The sequence below is a fragment of the Streptomyces sp. NPDC052301 genome (assembly GCF_044593395.1).
Taxonomy (GTDB): domain Bacteria; phylum Actinomycetota; class Actinomycetes; order Streptomycetales; family Streptomycetaceae; genus Streptomyces.
On record NZ_JBIUBE010000010.1, the window covers coordinates 110,881 to 130,094 of the forward strand.

Genomic DNA, 19,214 nt, shown 5'->3' on the forward strand with positions numbered 1-19,214 from the left:
CCGCGTACCGGCTGCCTAGCGTTCCAGTGACCGATCGGCCCAGCCTTCGTTCCCCCGGACGAGGGAACAGGCACGGGGAAACGGATCAGAACCGAGGAGTACGCCCATGGAGGCCCAGCCGGACAGCGACGTGCTCTGGGCACGCTCCCTGCACTTCATCCACCCCGACGGCTCCCCCGGACTCTCCGGGGTCTCGCTGGGGGTGCGGGAGGGCGAGATCCTCGCCGTGAGCGGTCCCCGCGGCAGCGGCAAGACCACCCTGCTGCGCTGTCTGTCCGGCCTGGCGCCGGTGCGGCACGGCGAGGTGTGGTTCAACAGCGTGCCCATGCACACCCTCGGCCCGATGCGCCGGGAACGGCTGCGCCGCGACCGCTTCGGCTGGATCGACCCCGAGCCGGTGCTGGTCCCCGAGCTGAACGTCTGGGAGAACGCCGCACTCCCCCTGATGCTGCGCGGGACGGGCCGCCGCCGGGCCAAGGTGGCCGCGCTGGAGTGGCTGGAGCGGCTGGACGTCGGCGACAAGTCCCGCCGGCGCCCGCACGAACTGCAGCAGGCCGAACGCCAGCGGGTGTCGATCGCCCGGGCCCTGGCCACGACACCGACGGTCCTCTTCGCGGACGAGCCCACGGCGCCCCTGCACCGCGCCGACCGCACCCTCGTCCTGCGCACCCTGACCACGGCCGCCCGCTCGCACGGCATCACCGTGGTCCTCGCCACCCACGATCCCGACACCGCCGCCCTCGCCGACCGCACGGTGGCCCTGCTGGACGGCCGGCGCGTGGCCACCGTGCACCTGCCGGACGCGCCCGACACGGAAGGCCGGGCCGCGTGCTCGCTCTCCGCCTGACCCGCGCCGCCCGGCCCGCCGTCCAGCTGCGCCGCCTCCTGGTGGCCGCGGCCTCGGCGGGCACCGGCTTCCTCCTGCTGTCCTGCCTCGGGTACGCCCTGAACCACCCCGACGCCGCGGACGCCGCAGCGCTGCGGCTGGCCTGGTGCGCGCTGCCGCTGGCCACGACGGTGTACTTCGCGCTCGCCGTGGCCCGCACGGACCCCGCCACCCGGCCGCGCACCGGCCTGTCCGCGGTCGGCCTCGGCCCGGGCCGCCTGATGGCGATCTCCTCCCTGACCACGGCCCTGTCCTGCACCCTGGGCTCGCTGCTGGCCCTGCTGTTCTTCCTGCACCTGCGGGGCGACCTCACGGGCATGCCCTTCGACGGCGCGGCGGCGGACTTCCTGGCACCGGAACACCCCCTCCCCGTCGCGGGGACCCTGACCCTGCTGGCCCTGCTCCCGGTCGTCGCCTCGACGACGGTGGCGCTGGCCCTCCGCCCGAGAGACCCCCGCCCCGCCCCCAAGGGGCTGCGCGGATTCGGCCGCTTCGGCGCCTACGGCACGGCGGTGCAGCGGGAGACGTTCGGCGCGTACGGACGATTCGGCGCCCGCTCCGGCCCCCGCCGGGCGGCGCAGGCACCGGCGGCGACACCCGGTGACGGCGCGCAGTCCCCTCCGCATCCCGCGGGCGGTGGTACCGCTGTGGCGGCGCCCGTCCCGGAGGTGGACGGCACCGTGCCGGCACCGGAAGGCGAGACCGACCCCGAACCCCCGGTCCCGGACACGCCGTCCGGCCCCGAGCTCGCGGTCCCGGGCACCGCGTCGACGACCCCCGCCGGCCTCCCCTGGGGCATCGCCCTCCTCGCCGCGGGGCTCGCCGTCCAGGCCTACACCGGCCGCACCGCCTCCACCGCCCCCGCTCTCACCCTCCCGGCCGAAGCCGTCACCGTCCTCCTCGGCTGGCTCCTCACCGCCACCGGCCTGGTCCTCGCCTCCCCCGGCCTCACCCACCTGTGCGGCCGGCTCCTCCAGTCCGTCCACCCCGGTGCGCTCCGCCTGCTCGCCGGACGGGTCCTGATGGCGGAGGCCCCCCGCATCGGCCGCCCCCTCGGTGTGGTCTGCGCGGTCGCCTCCGCCGGGTACGCCATGACCGCCCTGTACGCCGGCGCCGCCCCGTCCTTCGGCCCGTTGAGCACCCTCGGCGCGCTGCTCGTCATCGGCTGCACGGTCGCCACGCTCCTCACGGCCGCGATCGAGGCCCGCCAGTGCCGCGCCGACACCACCGCCGCCCTGCTCCGCCTCGGTGCGACGACCATGATGCTGCGCGGTGCCACCACCCTGCGCGCCGCCGCCCTGCTGGCTGTGTTCGGCCCGCTCACGCTCGGGGTCGCCACGCTGGCGGCGCTGCCCCTGGAGCACTGAGCGGGCCGGCGCGAAGAACATCTGCGGCCACCGATGAGTTCGGTGCGGACCGCCGGTCTACCCACCGCACACGACAACGCCGCACGATGCCCGACGGGAGCGACCCCATGTACCAGCAGATGATCTTCGTGAACCTGCCCGTGAACGACCTCGACGCCTCGAAGAAGTTCTTCACGGAGCTCGGCTACACGATCAACCCGCAGTTCAGCGACGAGAAGGCCGCTTCCGTGGTGATCAGCGACTCCATCGTCGCGATGCTCCTCACCAAGCCCTTCTACGCGACCTTCACCAAGAAGCGGATCGCGGACGCGACGAGCACCAGCGAGGTGCTGATCGCGCTGAGCGCGGAGAGCCGCGAGAAGGTGGACGAACTGGTCGACAAGGCGATCGCGGCGGGCGGTTCGGCCAGCGGGGAGACGCAGGACCACGGGTTCATGTACGGCCGCTCCTTCGACGATCTCGACGGCCACACCTGGGAGGTGATCTGGATGGACCCGGCCGCGATCGAAAGCTGACCCTCCCGGCCGAACGGACGTGCCAGCATGGGCGGGTGCATCCGATACCCGCCCAGCCCCACCGCGCCGCCCACGACCGCGAGATCGAGTCGCTCGCCGAGTTCGACACGGTCGTCGCCGAGCACGGCTCGCTCAGCCGATTCCGTGTCCAGGCCGTCGACCTGACCGACCGTACGGACGTGCTGCTCCGCCTCGACGCCACGGACGCCGTCTTCCTCGGCTGCGAGATGGCCCCCGAGGCCGCCGCCCACGTCCGGTCGGCCGGCGCCCTGGTGTTCCCGCCGGTGCCCGGCCTCCCCTTCGACCCGTACCGGGGCTTCGTCTACACACCCGACGAGCTGTTCGAGTCGCTGCGGGCGGACTACGGGGCGACCCCGGACGCGCGGTCCTACGCCTGGTTCCAGCGCACGAAGGCCGACGGTGACGTCTTCGCCTCGATGCTCCGCGCGATCCACGACGACGCGGTCTCCGACGCGCTGGACGAACTCCTCGTGGATGCCCGCGTGGTGGGGGTCATGGGCGGTCACGCGATGTCCCGGGGCACCGCCGCCTACGCCGGTGCCGCCCGGCTCGGCCGCGAGCTGACCCGCGCCGGGTACACCGTCGCCACCGGTGGCGGGCCGGGCGCGATGGAGGCGGCGAACCTCGGTGCGTACGCCGCCCCGTTCGCGGACGACATGCTGGAGGAGGCGCTGCGGATCCTCGCCAAGGCGCCCTCGTTCCGGCCGTCCGTGACGGACTGGGCGCGGGCCGCCTTCGAGGTCCGCGAACGCTGGCCCGGCGGCGGCGCGTCGGTGGGCATCCCGACCTGGTTCTACGGCCACGAGCCGCCGAACGCCTTCGCCGCGCACATCGCGAAGTACTTCGCCAACGCCACCCGCGAGGACGGCCTGTTGGCCCGCTCCACCGCCGGGGTGGTCTTCCTGCCGGGTGCCGCCGGCACCGTACAGGAGATCTTCGACAACGCGACGCCGAACTACTACGAGTCGCGCGGCGAGCCGACCCCGATGGTGCTCGTGGACCGGGAGCACTGGACGCGCGAGCTGCCGGCCTGGTCCCTGTTGCAGTCGTTGGCACGGGGTCGGGCGATGGAGTCCCGTATCGCCCTCGTTGACCGGATCGAGCAGGCGACCGAAGAGATCAAACGTATCGGCGGTTAATATGCGGGTAAAGTCAACGGCCGTGCATGGCATATGCGTTGACACTCCTTATGGAGCGCTTATAGACCTGTGAGCCTCCTGGGGGTGCTGGGGCCTCACCTCACCGAACGCCTCACATCCCCCATAGCCCCCCGCAGTTATGCACTCTGTAAAGGACAAACGTTGTCCATAACTCGTCGTAGCGCACGCCGTTCCGTGCGCGTTCTGGGTGTCGCCTCCGCCTCGGCCGCGGTCGTGCTCGGTATGTCCAGCTCCGCGCTGGCATGCAACATCCGCGACTTCAAGGCCGAAGCCAAGTGCGACGGCGACAAGGGCGTCATCGTCGTCACCGACACCGACGCCTCCGCCAAGGACGCCACCGTCACCGTGTTCCTGCAGGGCGCGGGCGGCGTCGAGACGAAGGTGGGCGAGCAGGAGGTCAAGGGCTCCGCCCAGGGCACCCCGGTCACCTTCCCCGAGGAGTGGAAGCCGAGCGCGACGTACCGCGTCCACGTCACGGCCGGCCACATCGTCGACGAGGACATCAAGCCCGACCTGGTGACCCCGTCCACCGCCTGCAAGACCGAGAGCCCCACCCCGACGGGATCGGCCTCCACGACGCCGAAACCGTCCCCGTCCACGTCCGCCCCGGCCGAGTCTGCGACCCCGACCCCGTCGGCCTCCGAGTCCAGCTCCGCCCCGGCGGGCACCTCGAGCAACGCGCCGTCCCCGGCGGCCGGTGACTCGAACCTCGCCGAGACCGGTGCCAACTCCAACACCGGTCTGATCGCCGGCGTCGCGGCCGCCCTGGTCGTCGTCGGCGGTGGCGCGGTCTTCTTCGGCATGCGCCGCCGTGGGTCGCGCGACAACGGCTGACGACTCACCCACCGCACGCCACCGCGGCCCGTCCTCCTATCCCCAGGGGACGGGCCGCGGCCGTGTCTCGGCCGAAGGGCGCGCGTCTCGGCGAAGGACGTGTGCTTCAGCCTGAGGACGTGTGTCCCGGCGAAGGGACCTGTGCCTCAGCCGAAGGTCGTGTGCTTCAGCCAGGACTCCAGCACCTCGCGCTCGCCGAGGATCTCCAGGCCCGGGGTGTCCAGCGGAAGCCGGCGGTAGAAGGCGAGCAGGACGGGGGTGAGCGGCCCGCGCAGGGCGACCGTGGCCTTCTCGTGACCGCGCCGCCAGCCGACGCCGTCCTCGCCCAGCTCGACGAACCACTCCGCGTTCAGCTCCGGGGCGGTGTCGGTGGCGTGCAGATGGATGCTGCGACCGGGCCCGCGCAACTTCTCGGCCCACTCGCGCGCCCCCGAGCGCTGCACCCACTCCACGAGCTGCAGCCACTCGTCCAGCGCGTCGGCGGCGATGTCGGGCGCGACCTCGTAGGGCGCCCCGACGGTGAGCGCGGCGTCCGCGCGGTGGATGGTGATCTCGCAGGCCATCCGGCGGGCCCAGAACCCGCTCGTGGCCGCGCCCGTCCAGGACCACACCTTGGCATCCGGTCCGGCCTCGCGCAGCGCTCCGACGACCAGCTCGCCCGTCTCGGCCAGCCACGCGTCCAGGGCCGCGGCGTCACCCTGGGCCTCGGGACCGCCCCCGAGCGGAACCTGCTCGGTCGGGAGGTGCTCCTGGGCCCGGGTGCGGACCAGGGCGGCCGCCCAGCGCAGGGCACCGCCCATGTGCCGCACAAGCCGTTCCAGCGACCAGTCCGGGCAGGTCGGCACGGTGGCCGACAGATCGGCGGCAGAGGTCACCAGGGCCCTCAACTGGTCCACCTGGTGGGAGATTTCGTCACAGTAGCGCTCGTGCGCGAGGAGTGTCATGAGCTCACCCTAGAAGCAGGATGATCAGCAGAGGCAGGGTGTTCAGTCGAGCACGACGATTTCCGGCGCGTCGAACTCCACCCCCACCGCGGCGCCGACCTCCGGCGCGTCCCGCAGCGCGCAGGCCGCCTCCAGGCGCGGGGCGTCCTCGGGTTGCAGATGGACGGCGACATGGGTGCCCTGGAAGGTGCGGGCGGTCACCGTGCAGGGCAGGCCCTCGTCGGCCCGCACGAGCCGGACGCCGGCGGGCCGGACCAGGAGCGTGCGCTCCCCCTGCGCGGAGCCGTCGGGCACCGGCAGCTTGCCCCAGGGGCTGACCGCCGCCGCCCCCACGACGGTCGCCGGAACCACGTTGTCGAACCCCAGGAAGCGGGCTACGAACGCGTCGGCGGGCCGCTGCCAGACCTCCAGGGGCGTCCCTGACTGCGCGATCCGCCCGTCCCGCATCACCACCACCCGGTCGGCCAGCGCGAACGCCTCGCCCTGGTCGTGCGTCACGGCGAGCACGGTCGTCCCCAACCTGCCGAACAGCTCGCGCAGTTCGACCACGAGCCGCTCCCTGAGCGAGCGGTCGAGCTGGCCGAGCGGCTCGTCCAGCATCAGCAGCCGGGGCCGGGGCGCGAGCGCGCGGGCGAGGGCCACCCGCTGCTGCTCACCGCCGGACAGCCCGGCCACGGCCCGTCGGGCGGCCCCGGGCAGCCCGACGAGCTCCAGCAACTGGCCCACCTCGGCGTCCCGTTCGCCCTTGGCCACGCCGTGCATCCGCAGCCCGAAGGCCACGTTGGCGCCGACGTCCCGCTGCGGGAAGAGCTGGTGGTCCTGGAACATCAGGCCGACGCCCCGCTTGTGCGCGGGCACGCCGGACTGGTCGCGGTCGTCCAGCAGGACCCGCCCGGAGCCGAGGGGCTGCAGTCCGGCAACCGCCCGCAGCAGGGTCGACTTCCCGCTGCCGCTGGGCCCGAGGACGCACACCACCTGGTGCTCGGCGACGTCGAGGTCGACGGCGTCGAGCACGGCCCGGCCGCCGAGGCGCACGGTCGCGGCCTTGAGGCTCAACAGCATCAGAACTCCCCCGTCCGGTCGATGCGCAGCCGCTCCAGCAGCAGCAGCGCGGCGGCGCACACCACCATCAGAATGGTCGAAAGGGCCATCGCCTGGCCGTAGTTGAGGTCTCCGGGACGGCTGAGCAGGCGGGCCACGGCGACCGGGAGCGTCGGACTGTCGGGCCGGGCGATGAACACGGTCGCCCCGAACTCGCCGAGCGAGACGGCGAACGCGAACCCGGCCGCGACCAGCAGCGCCCGCCGCACCAGGGGCAGGTCCACCTCGCGCCACACCCGCCAGGGCGAAGCCCCGAGCACGGCGGCGGCCTCACGCAGCCGTCCGTCGACCGCGCGCAGCACCGGCAGCATGGTCCGTACGACGAAGGGGGCGCCGACCAGCGCCTGCGCGAGCGGTACCAGGAACCAGGACTGGCGCAGGTCCAGCGGCGGCTTGTCGAGAGCGATCAGAAAGCCGAAGCCGACGGTCACGGCGGACACGCCGAGCGGCAGCATCAGCAGCGCGTCGAAGCCCCGCACCAGTCTCCCCGCGTCCCGGCGGGCCAGCGCGGCGGCGGCGAGACCTCCGATCACCAGGGCGATGGCGGTGGCGGCGACGGCGTACTGGAGCGAGGTCCACACCGCGTGCACGGGCGCCACCAGGAACGTACCGCCGTCGGCGTTCGTCAGCGCCCGGTAGTAGCCGAGGCCGGGCGCGTCGAGGGAGCGCCGGACGAGGACGGCGAGCGGCAGGACGAGGAGCAGCGCGACGGTGACGAGCACCCCGGCGAACAGCACCCACTGTCCGGCGCCGCGCGGCCGGCGCGCGGTCGACTCCGGGGCGACGAGCCGCAGGGCGCTCTCCCGCCGCCGTACGGTCCAGGCGTGCACGACGAGGATCGCGCCGACGGCGACGAACTGGACGAGGGTGAGGACGGCGGCCGTCGACAGATCGAAGACCTCGGAGGTCTGCCGGTAGATCTCCACCTCGAGGGTGGAGAAGGTGGGGCCGCCGAGGATCTGCACGACGCCGAAGGAGGTGAAGGTGAACAGGAACACCATCAGCGCGGCAGCGGCCACGGCGGGCGCGAGCGCGGGCAGGGTCACCTTCCGCCAGGCTCGTACCGGCGAGGCGCCCAGCATCCGGGCGGCCTCCTCCTGGCGGGGGTCGAGCTGGGCCCACAGCCCGCCCACGGTCCGTACGACGACCGCGTAGTTGAAGAAGACGTGGGCCGTCAGGATCGCCCACACCGTGGTGTCCAGCCGTACGCCCCACAGCTGGTCCAGCAGCCCGCCGTGCCCGACCAGGGCCAGGAAGGCGCTGCCCGCGACGACGGTCGGCAGCACGAACGGCACGGTGACCACGGCCCGCAGCAGCTGCTTGCCGGGGAAGTCGAGGCGGGCGAACACGTAGGCGGCGGGCAGCGCGAGCACCAGGGTCAGCGCGGTGGAGGCGAGCGCCTGCCAGGTGGTGAACCACAGCACGTGCCGGATGTCCGGCTGCATGACCACGTCCGCGATCCGCCCGAACTGCCAGGCGCCGTCGACCTTCAGCCCGCGGGCGACGATGGCGGCGACGGGCCAGGCGAAGAACAGCGCGAAGAACGCGACGGGCAGGGCCATGAGCCCGAGCCGCGCCGCGCTCCCCGTACGGCCCTTCCGGTCCGCTACTTCAGTACGAGCGAGGTCCACGACTTGACCCACTGGTCACGGTTGGCGGCGATCCTGCCGGGCGCCATGGTCTCGGGGTGCCGGGCGGCCGGGCCGTACTCGGTGAACTCGGCGGGCACCTCGGCGCCCCGCACCACCGGGTAGACGTACATGTTCAGCGGCATGTCCTCCTGGAACTCCTTGGAGATCAGGAAGTCGATGAACGCCTTGGCACCCTTGGGGTTCCGCGCGTTGCCGAGCAGTCCGGCGAACTCGATCTGCCGGAAGCAGGTGGCGGTGGCGACGCCGGTCGGGGCGGTGCCGGGCCGCTTCTTGGCATAGAGCACCTCGGCGGGCGGCGAGGAGGCGTACGACACCACGAGCGGGCGGTCGCCGCCGGCCTTCTTGCCCCCGGTGGAGCCGGAGAACTCCTGGGAGTAGGCCTGCTCCCAGCCGTCGACCACCTTGACGCCGTTGGCCTTGAGCTTCTTCCAGTAGTCCTGCCACCCGTCGTCCCCGAACTGCGCGGCGCTGCCGAGCAGGAAGCCGAGACCGGGCGAGGAGGTCGCCGCGTTCTCGGTGACGAGGAGGTTCTTGTACTGCGGCTCGGCCAGGTCGGCGAAGGTCTGCGGCGGGGTCAGCTTGTGCTTGCTGAACCAGGCCTTGTCGTAGTTGACGCAGATGTCGCCGTAGTCGACGGGCGTGACCCGGTGCTCGTCCTTGTCCAGTTGGTACGGGGCGCCGACCTTGTCGAGGCCCTTGGCCGTGTACGGCTGGAACAGCCCATTGTCGAGGGCGCGGGAGAGCAGGGTGTTGTCGACGCCGAAGAAGACGTCGCCCTGCGGGTTGTCCTTGGTCAGGATGGCCTTGTTGACGGCCTGGCCGGCGTCGCCGTCGTCGAGGACCCTGAGCTTGTAGCCGGACTGCTTCTCGAAGTCGCGCTGCACGTTCTTGGAGACGGCCCACGAGTTGTGGCTGACCAGGGTCACGGTCCTGGAGTCCGCGGACGACTTGCTCTCGACGGAACCGCACGCGGACAGGCTGATCAGGCCGAGCCCGACCGCCACGGCCACGAAGGTCTTGTTCTGCACTGGATGTCCTCCTGGGGTTGGCCAGGAAGAGACGCGGCCCTGCCCGGCCTTCCCAACGAAGAGGCCGGGCAGGGCGCAACAGCTTGAGTGATGACCGAACTCCCTACCCAGAATGACCTGGGCGAGGTTCAGAGGGTCTGCGGCCCTGTCCGCCGCACTCTCAGCGCTGTGGCGCTCCCCTGTCGGAATATGAAGATGTGTGGACCCGGCAAGATTACCGCTCGGTGGCCGCGAGCTGACCACAGGCTCCGTCGATCTCCTGACCACGGGTGTCCCGGATGGTGACGGGCACACCATGGGCCGCGATGGCCTCCACGAACGCCTTCTCGTCCTCGGGCCGCGAGGCGGTCCACTTCGAGCCCGGCGTCGGGTTCAGCGGAATGAGATTGACGTGCACGGGCTTGCCCTTGAGCAGCCGGCCGAGCCGGTCACCGCGCCACGCCTGGTCGTTGATGTCGCGAATGAGCGCGTACTCGATCGACAGCCGCCGCCCGCTCTTCTCGACGTACTCGAACCCGGCGTCCAGCACCTCGCGCACCTTCCACCGCGTGTTCACGGGGACGAGGGTGTCGCGCAGCTCGTCGTCGGGGGCGTGCAGGGAGATCGCGAGCCGGCACTTGAAGCCCTCGTCGGCGAACCGGTGGATGGCCGGCACGAGCCCGACGGTGGACACGGTGATCCCGCGCTGGGACAGACCCAGCCCGTCCGGCGTGGGATCGGTGAGCGCCCGGATCGCACCGACGACCCGCTTGTAGTTGGCGAGCGGCTCACCCATCCCCATGAAGACGATGTTGGACAGCCGCGCGGGCCCGCCGGGCACCTCTCCGTCCCTGAGCGCCCGCATCCCGTCGACGATCTGGTGGACGATCTCGGCGGTGGACAGGTTCCGGTCCAGCCCGGCCTGCCCGGTGGCGCAGAACGGGCAGTTCATCCCGCATCCGGCCTGCGAGCTGATGCACATGGTGACCCGGTCCGGGTACCGCATCAGCACGGACTCCACGAGGGTCCCGTCGAACAGCCGCCACAGCGTCTTACGGGTCGTCCCCTCGTCGGTGGACAGATGCCGTACGACGGTCATCAGCTCCGGGAACAGCGCTTCCTGCAGCCTGCCGCGCGACCCGGCGGGGATGTCGGTCCACTCCTCCGGGTCGTGCGCGTACCGCGCGAAGTAGTGCTGCGAGAGCTGCTTGGCACGGAACGGCTTCTCCCCGACCTCGGCCACGGCGTCCTTGCGCTCGGCGGGCGAGAGATCGGCGAGATGCCGCGGCGGCTTCTTGGCTCCGCGCGGGGCGACGAAAGTGAGTTCTCCGGGTGCAGGCATAACCCTTCCAGTGTGGCAGATCAACTCTGGGGACCCAGGCCAGAGCGGGGTGCGGGTGGTCACCCGCGGGTGCCTACTGTCAGCGTTGGTCTGCCTCGCACGGCCCAGGGACGGCCCAGGACTCGGTCAGCCGTCGGCCGGATGTGTCCGGGTGGCGGCGCTCTCGCCCGTCATTCCACCTGCTCCGGAGCGACCGGGAGCTGTTCCCTGCAAGGCCACGTGAAGGTGCGGTCGGGTTCGAGATGGGCGTCGCCCCAGTGAATGGCAGGGATGCCGGTCTTTCGGCGTGCCCGATCCGCATGCGCATCGAGGGGCCCGGTTCGGTGCCACACCGGGCAGGGCCCACAGATCGTTGCCGGTCTTGCGGATCAGCGGGACAGCGTCGGCTGTCAGGCGAGGCTTTCCAGGCCGAGCTTGGCCAGGCGCGACCGGATGGCGCTGGGCTTGCGGCCGAACTGCTTCCCGAGGGTGTCGTAGTCGCGCTCGCCCTGCTGGTAGAGCACGAGGAGGCGTGCGTCGTCCTCCGCCGACCAGGGGTTGCCCATCTGCGGGTAGCGAGCCCGCAGCTCTTCCGGCGACTCCCGCCGCCTGCCGGACTCGCCCTGAGGACAGACGGAGTCGATGATGTCCAGCGGGAACCCTGCGACGTGGGTGCCTGCGAGCCAGAGGTTCAGGTGGCCGTCGTCGAAGGTGATCCGGTCGGCTTGGACCGTGACCGCTCGGCGAAGGACGTCGCTGTCGTCCGGATCCTGCTGGTAGTCGGTGAACGCCAGACGGAACGCTGTGCGCACGGTGGATTCCCCCATGCGGTCATTCTGGCGTGGCCTCGGCAGATGCGGGAGATCGTTTTTCGCCCATGCCCGCGGCACGGACCCGCACCGCGCGGGCTGCGGAGGGCGCCCGACGGCATGCCACGCGACACGCTCACGCCACCGGTGAGCTGTGAAGTTCTGCTGACGAACGGTCGGGTTTCCTGGTCGGGGCTTGTCGCGGGCTCCGGCCCTCGCGTAACCAGATGAGCCATGAACCTTTTCGGCCGCAACTCCTTCCACCGACGCACGCAGCCGTCCGCCGCCCCCGTGGCGACCGCCGCGCCGGCGGGCACCGGTACCGCCGTACTGCCCGATCCCGGCCTGGCGGACCTCACCGGCGAGTGGCTGATCGATCCCGCGCACAGCAGGATCGGGTTCTCCGTGCGGCACGCGATGGTGACGACGGTGCGCGGTGCCTTCGCGGAGTACGAGAGCCGCCTCTATTTCGACGGCCGCGACCCGGTCCGTTCCCGCGCCGACATCGTGCTGTACACGGCCAGTGTCGACACCGGTGTGGAACAGCGGGACGCCCATGTGGTCGGCCGGCAGTTCCTCGATGCGGCGACCTACCCGCGGATGACCTTCACGAGCACGTCCGTGGGCCTCGCGGGCACCGACGTCTACCGCATGACCGGCGATCTCACCATCAAGAACACCACCCGCCCCGTCGATCTGGAACTCACCTACATCGGCCATGTGACCGACGCCTTCGGTGACGAGCGGGTCGGCTTCGACGGCACCACCACCATCAACCGGACCGACTGGGGTCTCACCTACGACGCCCGGCTGGCCCAGGGCGGGACCATGGTGAGCGAGAAGGTGCGCCTGCAGTTCGACATCGCCGCCATCCGCGTCACCTGAGGCCGCCCTACCCGGCCGGCCACGACAAGGGCCCCCGTCCTGCACCGAGGACGGGGGCCCGAAGCCGTGCGAACACGCGGGTCAGGCGGAGCCTACGAAGATCACCAGCAGCAGCCACACCACCGGCGCCGTGGGCAGCAGCGAGTCGAGCCGGTCCATGATGCCGCCGTGGCCGGGGAGCAGGGTGCCCATGTCCTTGATGCCCAGGTCACGCTTGATCATGGACTCGCCGAGGTCACCCAGCGTGGCGCTCGCCGCGACCGCGAGGCCCAGCAGCAGGCCCTGCCACCAGGTGCCGTCGTCGATGAGGAACTGCATGCACAGCGCGCCCGCGACCATCGCGAACAGCACCGCGCCCAGCAGCCCCTCGCGGGTCTTGCCCGGGCTGATGCGCGGCGCGAGCTTGTGCTTGCCGAACCGCCAGCCGACCGCGTAGGCACCGGTGTCGCTGACCACCGTCAGGAGCAGGAAGGTGAGGACACGCCAGGGGCCGTCGCCGGCCGTCAGCATCATCGCGACGAACGTGGCCAGGAAGGGCACGTAGAACGCCGCGAAGACGCCGGCCGTGACGTCCTTGAGGTAGCCCTCCGGTGGTTCCGTCATACGCCAGACCAGGACCGCGAGAGCCGTCAGCGCCATGGCGACCCACGCGCCCTCGGCGCCGCGCACGTAGCCGGCGACGACCATCGCCGCACCGCCGACCGCGAGCGGGACGAGCGGCGCCTTGATGCCCTTGCGCTCCTGCAGCCTGCTGGTCAGCTCCCACAGGCCGACGACCACGGCGACCGCGATGACGCCGACGAACACGGCCTTGACGATGAACAGCGAGGCGACGATCACCACACCGAGCCCGACGCCGACTCCTATGGCCGCGCTCAGGTCACGGCCCGCGCTCTTCTTCTGCGGCGCTGGCGCCGGCTGCGGGGCGTCGGGCATGGGCTCCGGATTCTGGGTCGGCTGCGGGATCGGCTGCTGCGTGGGCTGCGGGGCGGGCTGCGGGATCGGCTGCTGCGTCTCGTACCGGGGCTGCGGCTCGTACGTGGCGTAGGAGTGCTGCGGCTCGTAAGAGTGCTGCGGCTCGTAAGAGTGCTGCGGCTCGTAAGAGTGCTGCGGCTCGTCCCGGAACAAGGGGCCGCTCAGCCGAGCGGCCCCCCGGTCGTCGTCCTGGCCTGCGCCGTACTCGTTCGCGCCGTACGCGGGTCCGTCGGGCACGATGGGCATGGGGCGAGTCCGCTGCGCCTGAGGCGCATCGTACGCGGGACCCGCCGGGACGGCCCCCTGGGCAGGCTGGGCAGGAACACCCTCACCGGGCGCCCAGTGGCCGGCCTGCCCCGCCGGTGGCGGCGCGCCCCAGGAAGAGTCGCTCATCAGACTTCGAGCAGCTCCGCTTCCTTGTGCTTCAGGAGCTCGTCGACCTGGGCGACGTACTTCGCCGTCAGGTCGTCCAGCTCCTTCTCCGCACGGCGGCCCTCGTCCTCGCCGACCTCACCGTCCTTGATCAGCTTGTCGATGGCGTCCTTGGCCTTGCGGCGCACGGAGCGGATGGAGACCTTCGCGTCCTCACCCTTGCCCTTGGCGACCTTGATGTACTCGCGGCGGCGCTCCTCGGTGAGCTCGGGGAACACCACACGGATGATGTTGCCGTCGTTGCTGGGGTTGACGCCCAGGTCGGAGTCGCGGATGGCCTGCTCGATGTTGCGCAGCGCGCTCTTGTCGAACGGCGTCACGACCGCCATGCGCGGCTCCGGCACGGAGAACGAGGCCAGCTGGTTGATCGGCGTCGGGGCGCCGTAATAGTCGGCCACGATCTTGTTGAACATCGCCGGGTGCGCACGGCCGGTGCGGATCGCGGCGAAGTCCTCCTTGGCGACCACGACGGCCTTCTCCATCTTCTCCTCGGCCTCGAGGAGGGTCTCTTCGATCACCACTTGCTCCTGCGTGTCTTGAGTGAGGCCCGGCTGCGGTTCCTGAAGTCGGAGCGGCGGCCGGCTGCGTCGCGTCTTCTTCCTGCACGGTTCCCGACCGGCAGGACATTGTCCATCCCCCGGCCCGGGTCCGGCCCCGTTACAGGGCCGGAGACCACGGCCGGGTTGATGCCGGGTCAGCCGCGGCCGACCTGGTCACCCACCAGCGTGCCGATCTTCTCACCCTTGACGGCACGAGCGATATTGCCCTCCGCGAGCAGCTCGAACACCAGGATCGGAAGCTTGTTGTCGCGGCACAGCGTGATCGCGGTGGCGTCGGCGACCTTGAGGTCACGGGTGATGACCTCGCCGTAGCCGAGGGCGTCGAACTTGACGGCGTCCGGGTTGGTCTTGGGGTCGGAGTCGTAGACCCCGTCCACGCCGTTCTTGCCCATGAGCAGCGCCTCGGCGTCGATCTCCAGGGCGCGCTGGGCGGCGGTGGTGTCGGTGGAGAAGTACGGCATGCCCATACCGGCGCCGAAGATGACCACGCGGCCCTTCTCCAGGTGGCGCACGGCGCGCAGCGGGATGTAGGGCTCGGCGACCTGGCCCATGGTGATCGCGGTCTGCACCCGCGAGTCGATCCCCTCCTTCTCCAGGAAGTCCTGGAGGGCGAGGCAGTTCATCACGGTGCCGAGCATGCCCATGTAGTCGGAGCGGGCCCGGTCCATGCCGCGCTGCTGGAGTTCCGCGCCGCGGAAGAAGTTGCCGCCGCCGATGACGACCGCGACCTGCGCGCCGTCCCGGACGACGGCCGCGATCTCACGGGCGATCTTGTGCACCACGTCCGGGTCCACGCCCAGGCCCCCACCACCGGAGAAGGCCTCTCCGGACAGCTTCAGCAGAAACCGCCCGTGTACTTTGCCGTCGTCGCTCTTCTGGGCCTTGGTGGTCATGGGAGATCCCGCCTCTTTCACGTGTTGCACATACGAAGAAGGCCATTGCCGGTGGGGTCGCTTTTCGCTCCCATACGCGGCAATGGCCTCCTCGTCAGATCTGCTGCCGTCCGCCACGCGCCAGGGTATGGCGGTGTGCGCGGACGACTGCTGTCGACCCTATCGAGAATTCCCCGCGGGTCGCGCGTCGATCGCGGTACGGACGACTCAGATGCCGACCTTGATGCGCGAGAAGCGCTTCAGGGTGACACCGGCCTCGTCCAGCACCTTCTGGACCGACTTCTTGTTGTCCAGCGCGTACGGCTGGCCGAGCAGCGTGGCGTCCTTGAAGAAGCCGTTGAGACGACCCTCGACGATCTTGGCGATCGCGGCCTCGGGCTTGCCCTCGGCGCGGGTGGTCTCCTCGGCGATGCGGCGCTCGGACTCGACGACCTCGGCCGGGACCTCGTCCTTGGAGAGGTACTTCGGCGCGAAGGCGGCGATGTGCTGGGCGACGCCCTTGGCGACCTCGGCGTTCGGCTTGTCCAGCTCGACCAGGACACCGATCTGCGGGGGCAGGTCGGGCATGGTGCGGTGCATGTAGGCGGTGACGTAGCCGTCGGAGAACTGCGCGAAGCGGTCCAGGACGATCTTCTCACCGAGGTTGGCGTTGGCCTCGTCCACGAACGCCTGGACGGTCTTGCCGGCCTCGATCTCGGAGGCGAGCAGGGCCTCGATGTCGGCCGGGGAGGTCGCGGCGACGTGCTCGGCGATCTTGTTGGCGACGGCCTGGAACTTGTCGCCCTTGGCGACGAAGTCCGTCTCGCACTTCAGCTCGACCAGGACACCGGTGGAGTTGTCGTCGGCGATGATGGAGACCACGGCGCCGTTCTCGGCGGAGCGGCCCTCGCGCTTGGCGACGCCCTTCTGGCCCTTGATGCGCAGCGCCTCGACGGCCTTCTCGACGTTGCCCTCGGCCTCGTCCAGCGCCTTCTTGCAGTCCATCATGCCGGCGCCGGTGAGCTCACGGAGCTTCTTGACGTCGGCGGCGGTGTAGTTCGCCATGAGTCTGTGAGTCTTTCTCGAAGTCTGGAAGATCTTCAGATCAGCACGGTGTGCGCTCCACATCTGAGCGCGGAGCGCGTACGGCGCGCCGACCTACGGGTGAACAGCGGGGGCGGACTTCACCGCGCCGGAGGCGCTGTCGGTTGCCGCCCCCGCCGTCGACGCTGAGGTCAGGCCTGCTCGCCCTCGGCGGCCTTCTCGCCCTCGGCAGCCTTCTCGCCCTCGGCGGCCGGAGCAGCCTCCGCAGCCGGAGCAGCCTCCGCAGCCGGAGCAGCCTCGGCGGCCGGGGCCTCCTCGGCCTTCTTCTCGCCCTCGAGCAGGTCGCGCTCCCACTCGGCGAGCGGCTCGCCCGCGGCCTTCTCGCCCTTGTCGCCGGTGGCGACGCCGGAACGGGCGATGAGGCCCTCGGCGACGGCGTCGGCGATCACGCGGGTGAGCAGGGTGACGGAGCGGATCGCGTCGTCGTTGCCCGGGATCTTGTAGTCGACCTCGTCGGGGTCGCAGTTGGTGTCGAGGATCGCGACGACCGGAATGTTGAGCTTCCGGGCCTCACCGACGGCGATGTGCTCCTTCTTGGTGTCCACGATCCAGACGGCGCTGGGCACCTTCTGCATCTCGCGGATACCACCGAGGGTCTTCTCCAGCTTGGCCTTCTCGCGGGAGAGGACCAGGAGCTCCTTCTTGGTCAGACCGGAGGCCGCGACGTCCTCGAAGTCGATCTGCTCGAGCTCCTTGAGGCGCTGCAGACGCTTGTAGACGGTCGAGAAGTTGGTGAGCATGCCGCCCAGCCAGCGCTGGTTGACGTAGGGCATGCCGACGCGGGTGGCCTGCTCGGCGATGGCCTCCTGCGCCTGCTTCTTGGTGCCGACGAACATGACCGTGCCGCCGTGGGCGACGGTCTCCTTGACGAACTCGTAGGCGCGGTCGATGTACGACAGCGACTGGAGCAGGTCGATGATGTAGATGCCGTTGCGCTCGGTGAAGATGAAGCGCTTCATCTTCGGGTTCCAGCGACGGGTCTGGTGACCGAAGTGGACGCCGCTCTCCAGCAGCTCCCGCATCGTGACGACGGCCATGGCCGTATCTCCTTGAGTTTCTCGGTTGTGCCGCGGATGCCGGACGGCTCCCGCGCCTGACGCCCGTGGTGCGCCGTGCCACGAAGGACCGAGGGGCGCTGACACCGGCTTGTGATCACCAGGTATCGGGGCGTGCGAAGTCGACCCGGTGACCCGGATCGCCAGAAGAAGTGTACGGGACCGGCGGGGCACCGGGTGACGCCGCTCTCCACAACCGGGGAGTGGTCCACAGGCTCGGCCGTGACCGGCGCGAGTGCGGGACGGTGTGTCGCATGCGACGACTCCTGCGAAGTGCCTCTCCACGGCCGGGTCGGCCGGGGCTGCTGCCGACCGCACTGCCGGCTGCCCTCCTGGTCGCCCTACTGGCCGCTCTCACCCCTCTGGCCTGGGCCGGCGCCCCTCCCCCTGCCCCGGCACCGCCCCGCCCCGCAGGCGCTCCGGTCCCGGCGATCGGCCGCGCCTGGCCGGTCGGCGTGCGGCCCCTGGTGTTACGGGGCTGGGAGCCACCGGCGACGGTGTACGGCCCCGGGCACCGCGGCGTGGACCTGTCCGCACCGCCCGCCGCGCCCGTCCGTGCGGTGGCGGCCGGCCGGGTGACCTTCGCGGGGCGGGTGGCGGGGCGGGGCGTGGTGTCGATCGCCCTGACGGGCACGGACCTGCGCACGACGTACGAGCCGGTGACTCCGTCGGTGCAGAAGGGGGACGACGTGGGGCCGGGCGGGGTGGTGGGCGTGGTGGAGCAGGCGGGGTCTCACTGCGGGACGACGACATGCGTCCACTGGGGGCTGCTGAGAGGGAAGACCTATCTGGACCCGCTGTCCCTGCTGCCTGCGTGGCTGCTGGGGAGGGGGCCGTCGAGGCTGCTGCCGGTCCTGCCGTAGCTGCGGGGCGACTGCCGGCCATGCTTCGGCCGCGGGCACGTCGTGGCAGGTCGCGGGTCCCTCGCGCTCCTGGCGGAGCCGCGGTTCCGTCGGGCTCTCCGCTCCGCCGCTGCGGGCAGACGCGCAACCCCGCCGACGCGGGCGAGCCAGGCCGACCCGGCTCGGTCGCGGCACCGGGCACTCTCCTGGCCCCGGCAGGCGCGGCCCGCCTCCGCTCAACCACAGCCGCAGCCGCAACTCAGCCCTGCACACCCCGCAAAGCCATGCCCACAGCCGCCTCGGTCACCGCCGCCGGCTCCTCCGCACCGAGCTCGATGCGCCGCACCGCCGCGTCCACGACCCCCTGCAGCAGCATCGCCGCCAGCCGGGGCTGCGCATGCCCCATCTCCCCAAGGGCCTCCACGATCATCGCGACAAGGCCCCCGTGGGCGGCCCGGATCTTCTCCCGCGCCCCGGCGTCCAGCTCGCTCGCGGAGATGGCGACGACCGCCCGGTGCCGCCGGTCCCCGACCAGCGCCAGCTGCTGCCGCACATACGCCTCGACCTTGCCCTCGGCCGAGTCCGCGTGCTCCATGGCCGCGGCCACCTCCGCCACCCACAGCGGGAAATCGACCTCGCACAGCTCCTCGACCACGGCGGCCCGCGACCGGAAGTACTCGTACACGGACGACCGCGCCAGCCCCGTCCGCTCGGCCAGCGCGGGAAAGGTCAGCGCTTCCGTCCCGCCCTCGGACAGCAGGGACCGAGCCGCGTCCAGCAGGGCGGCTCGCTGCATCGACCGGTGCTCGGCCACGGAGGCCGCTCGAATCCTTGGCACGTGAAACACTTTACGGACGAGCCCGGCCGAACGG

General features: G+C 71.3%; 19 protein-coding genes and 1 riboswitch. Of the genes, 7 read left to right on the top strand and 12 right to left on the bottom strand.

The window, feature by feature from the left end; translation table 11 throughout:
- Positions 1-106 precede the first annotated feature (106 nt).
- The 5 genes from ACIHEJ_RS27145 (at position 107) to ACIHEJ_RS27165 (ending at position 4,783) form a co-directional block, all read left to right on the top strand.
- Positions 107-847 carry an ABC transporter ATP-binding protein gene (locus tag ACIHEJ_RS27145; protein ID WP_400139270.1) on the top strand — a complete coding sequence of 247 codons (741 nt, stop codon included), beginning with the start codon at positions 107-109 and terminating at the stop codon, positions 845-847.
- Positions 829-2,253: a hypothetical protein gene (locus ACIHEJ_RS27150; protein ID WP_400139272.1), complete on the top strand. Its 1,425-nt coding sequence runs from the start codon at positions 829-831 to the stop codon at positions 2,251-2,253. Before ACIHEJ_RS27145 ends, ACIHEJ_RS27150 begins: the two co-directional genes overlap by 19 nt.
- Before the next feature lie 107 nt (positions 2,254-2,360).
- Positions 2,361-2,768 (top strand): VOC family protein, encoded by a 408-nt coding sequence (locus tag ACIHEJ_RS27155; protein WP_400139274.1) that lies wholly within the window; start codon positions 2,361-2,363, stop codon positions 2,766-2,768.
- A 35-nt stretch (positions 2,769-2,803) separates the two neighbouring features.
- A complete protein-coding gene (locus ACIHEJ_RS27160; RefSeq protein ID WP_400139276.1) occupies positions 2,804-3,928 on the top strand; it encodes an LOG family protein in 1,125 nt (374 codons plus the stop codon).
- A 195-nt stretch (positions 3,929-4,123) separates the two neighbouring features.
- Positions 4,124-4,783: an LAETG motif-containing sortase-dependent surface protein gene (locus tag ACIHEJ_RS27165; protein WP_400139278.1), complete on the top strand. Its 660-nt coding sequence runs from the start codon at positions 4,124-4,126 to the stop codon at positions 4,781-4,783.
- A 146-nt stretch (positions 4,784-4,929) separates the two neighbouring features.
- On the opposite strand, the gene ACIHEJ_RS27170 is transcribed toward ACIHEJ_RS27165, so the two are convergent.
- The 6 genes from ACIHEJ_RS27170 to ACIHEJ_RS27195 form a co-directional block, all read right to left on the bottom strand.
- Entirely contained in the window at positions 4,930-5,727 is a 798-nt protein-coding gene (locus tag ACIHEJ_RS27170) for a maleylpyruvate isomerase family mycothiol-dependent enzyme (RefSeq protein WP_400139280.1), read from the bottom strand.
- A gap of 42 nt (positions 5,728-5,769) precedes the next feature.
- Positions 5,770-6,789 (bottom strand): ABC transporter ATP-binding protein, encoded by a 1,020-nt coding sequence (locus tag ACIHEJ_RS27175; RefSeq protein ID WP_400139282.1) that lies wholly within the window; start codon positions 6,787-6,789, stop codon positions 5,770-5,772.
- Positions 6,789-8,390: an ABC transporter permease gene (locus ACIHEJ_RS27180; protein WP_400139284.1), complete on the bottom strand. Its 1,602-nt coding sequence runs from the start codon at positions 8,388-8,390 to the stop codon at positions 6,789-6,791. Before ACIHEJ_RS27180 ends, ACIHEJ_RS27175 begins: the two co-directional genes overlap by 1 nt.
- A gap of 44 nt (positions 8,391-8,434) precedes the next feature.
- A complete protein-coding gene (locus ACIHEJ_RS27185) occupies positions 8,435-9,508 on the bottom strand; it encodes a thiamine ABC transporter substrate binding subunit (protein WP_400139286.1) in 1,074 nt (357 codons plus the stop codon).
- Between the two features lie 82 nt (positions 9,509-9,590).
- A riboswitch (TPP riboswitch) is annotated at positions 9,591-9,699 on the bottom strand.
- Positions 9,700-9,722: 23 nt separating this feature from the next.
- Positions 9,723-10,829: a 23S rRNA (adenine(2503)-C(2))-methyltransferase RlmN gene (gene rlmN / locus ACIHEJ_RS27190; RefSeq protein ID WP_400139288.1), complete on the bottom strand. Its 1,107-nt coding sequence runs from the start codon at positions 10,827-10,829 to the stop codon at positions 9,723-9,725.
- A 389-nt stretch (positions 10,830-11,218) separates the two neighbouring features.
- Positions 11,219-11,635, bottom strand: coding sequence for a hypothetical protein (locus ACIHEJ_RS27195; RefSeq protein ID WP_400139291.1), 417 nt, complete (start codon positions 11,633-11,635; stop codon positions 11,219-11,221).
- A gap of 216 nt (positions 11,636-11,851) precedes the next feature.
- On the opposite strand from ACIHEJ_RS27195, the gene ACIHEJ_RS27200 reads away from it, so the two are divergent.
- The gene (locus ACIHEJ_RS27200) at positions 11,852-12,502 is read left to right on the top strand and encodes a YceI family protein (protein ID WP_400139293.1); all 651 of its coding nucleotides are present in this window, start codon (positions 11,852-11,854) and stop codon (positions 12,500-12,502) included.
- Positions 12,503-12,583: 81 nt separating this feature from the next.
- Here ACIHEJ_RS27200 and ACIHEJ_RS27205 read toward each other — a convergent pair whose 3' ends face one another.
- The 5 genes from ACIHEJ_RS27205 to rpsB all read right to left on the bottom strand — a co-directional run bounded on the left by ACIHEJ_RS27205 (position 12,584) and on the right by rpsB (position 17,482).
- Positions 12,584-13,870, bottom strand: a complete 1,287-nt coding sequence (locus tag ACIHEJ_RS27205) for a phosphatidate cytidylyltransferase (RefSeq protein ID WP_400139295.1) — start codon at positions 13,868-13,870, stop codon at positions 12,584-12,586.
- Positions 13,870-14,427 (bottom strand): ribosome recycling factor, encoded by a 558-nt coding sequence (frr, locus tag ACIHEJ_RS27210; RefSeq protein WP_039656445.1) that lies wholly within the window; start codon positions 14,425-14,427, stop codon positions 13,870-13,872. The genes ACIHEJ_RS27205 and frr overlap by 1 nt, the downstream gene beginning before the upstream one ends.
- A 176-nt stretch (positions 14,428-14,603) precedes the next feature.
- Positions 14,604-15,362: a UMP kinase gene (gene pyrH / locus ACIHEJ_RS27215; RefSeq protein ID WP_400139297.1), complete on the bottom strand. Its 759-nt coding sequence runs from the start codon at positions 15,360-15,362 to the stop codon at positions 14,604-14,606.
- Between the two features lie 207 nt (positions 15,363-15,569).
- The gene (gene tsf, locus ACIHEJ_RS27220; protein WP_400139299.1) at positions 15,570-16,406 is read right to left on the bottom strand and encodes a translation elongation factor Ts; all 837 of its coding nucleotides are present in this window, start codon (positions 16,404-16,406) and stop codon (positions 15,570-15,572) included.
- Positions 16,407-16,576: 170 nt separating this feature from the next.
- Positions 16,577-17,482, bottom strand: a complete 906-nt coding sequence (gene rpsB, locus ACIHEJ_RS27225) for a 30S ribosomal protein S2 (protein ID WP_400139301.1) — start codon at positions 17,480-17,482, stop codon at positions 16,577-16,579.
- Between the two features lie 272 nt (positions 17,483-17,754).
- Here rpsB and ACIHEJ_RS27230 point away from each other — a divergent pair, with 272 nt between their 5' ends.
- On the top strand, positions 17,755-18,363 hold the full coding sequence (locus tag ACIHEJ_RS27230) for a peptidoglycan DD-metalloendopeptidase family protein (RefSeq protein ID WP_400139303.1): 609 nt from the start codon (positions 17,755-17,757) through the stop codon (positions 18,361-18,363).
- Between the two features lie 238 nt (positions 18,364-18,601).
- Here ACIHEJ_RS27230 and ACIHEJ_RS27235 read toward each other — a convergent pair whose 3' ends face one another.
- Positions 18,602-19,156 (bottom strand): TetR/AcrR family transcriptional regulator, encoded by a 555-nt coding sequence (locus tag ACIHEJ_RS27235; protein WP_400139522.1) that lies wholly within the window; start codon positions 19,154-19,156, stop codon positions 18,602-18,604.
- Positions 19,157-19,214 lie beyond the last annotated feature (58 nt).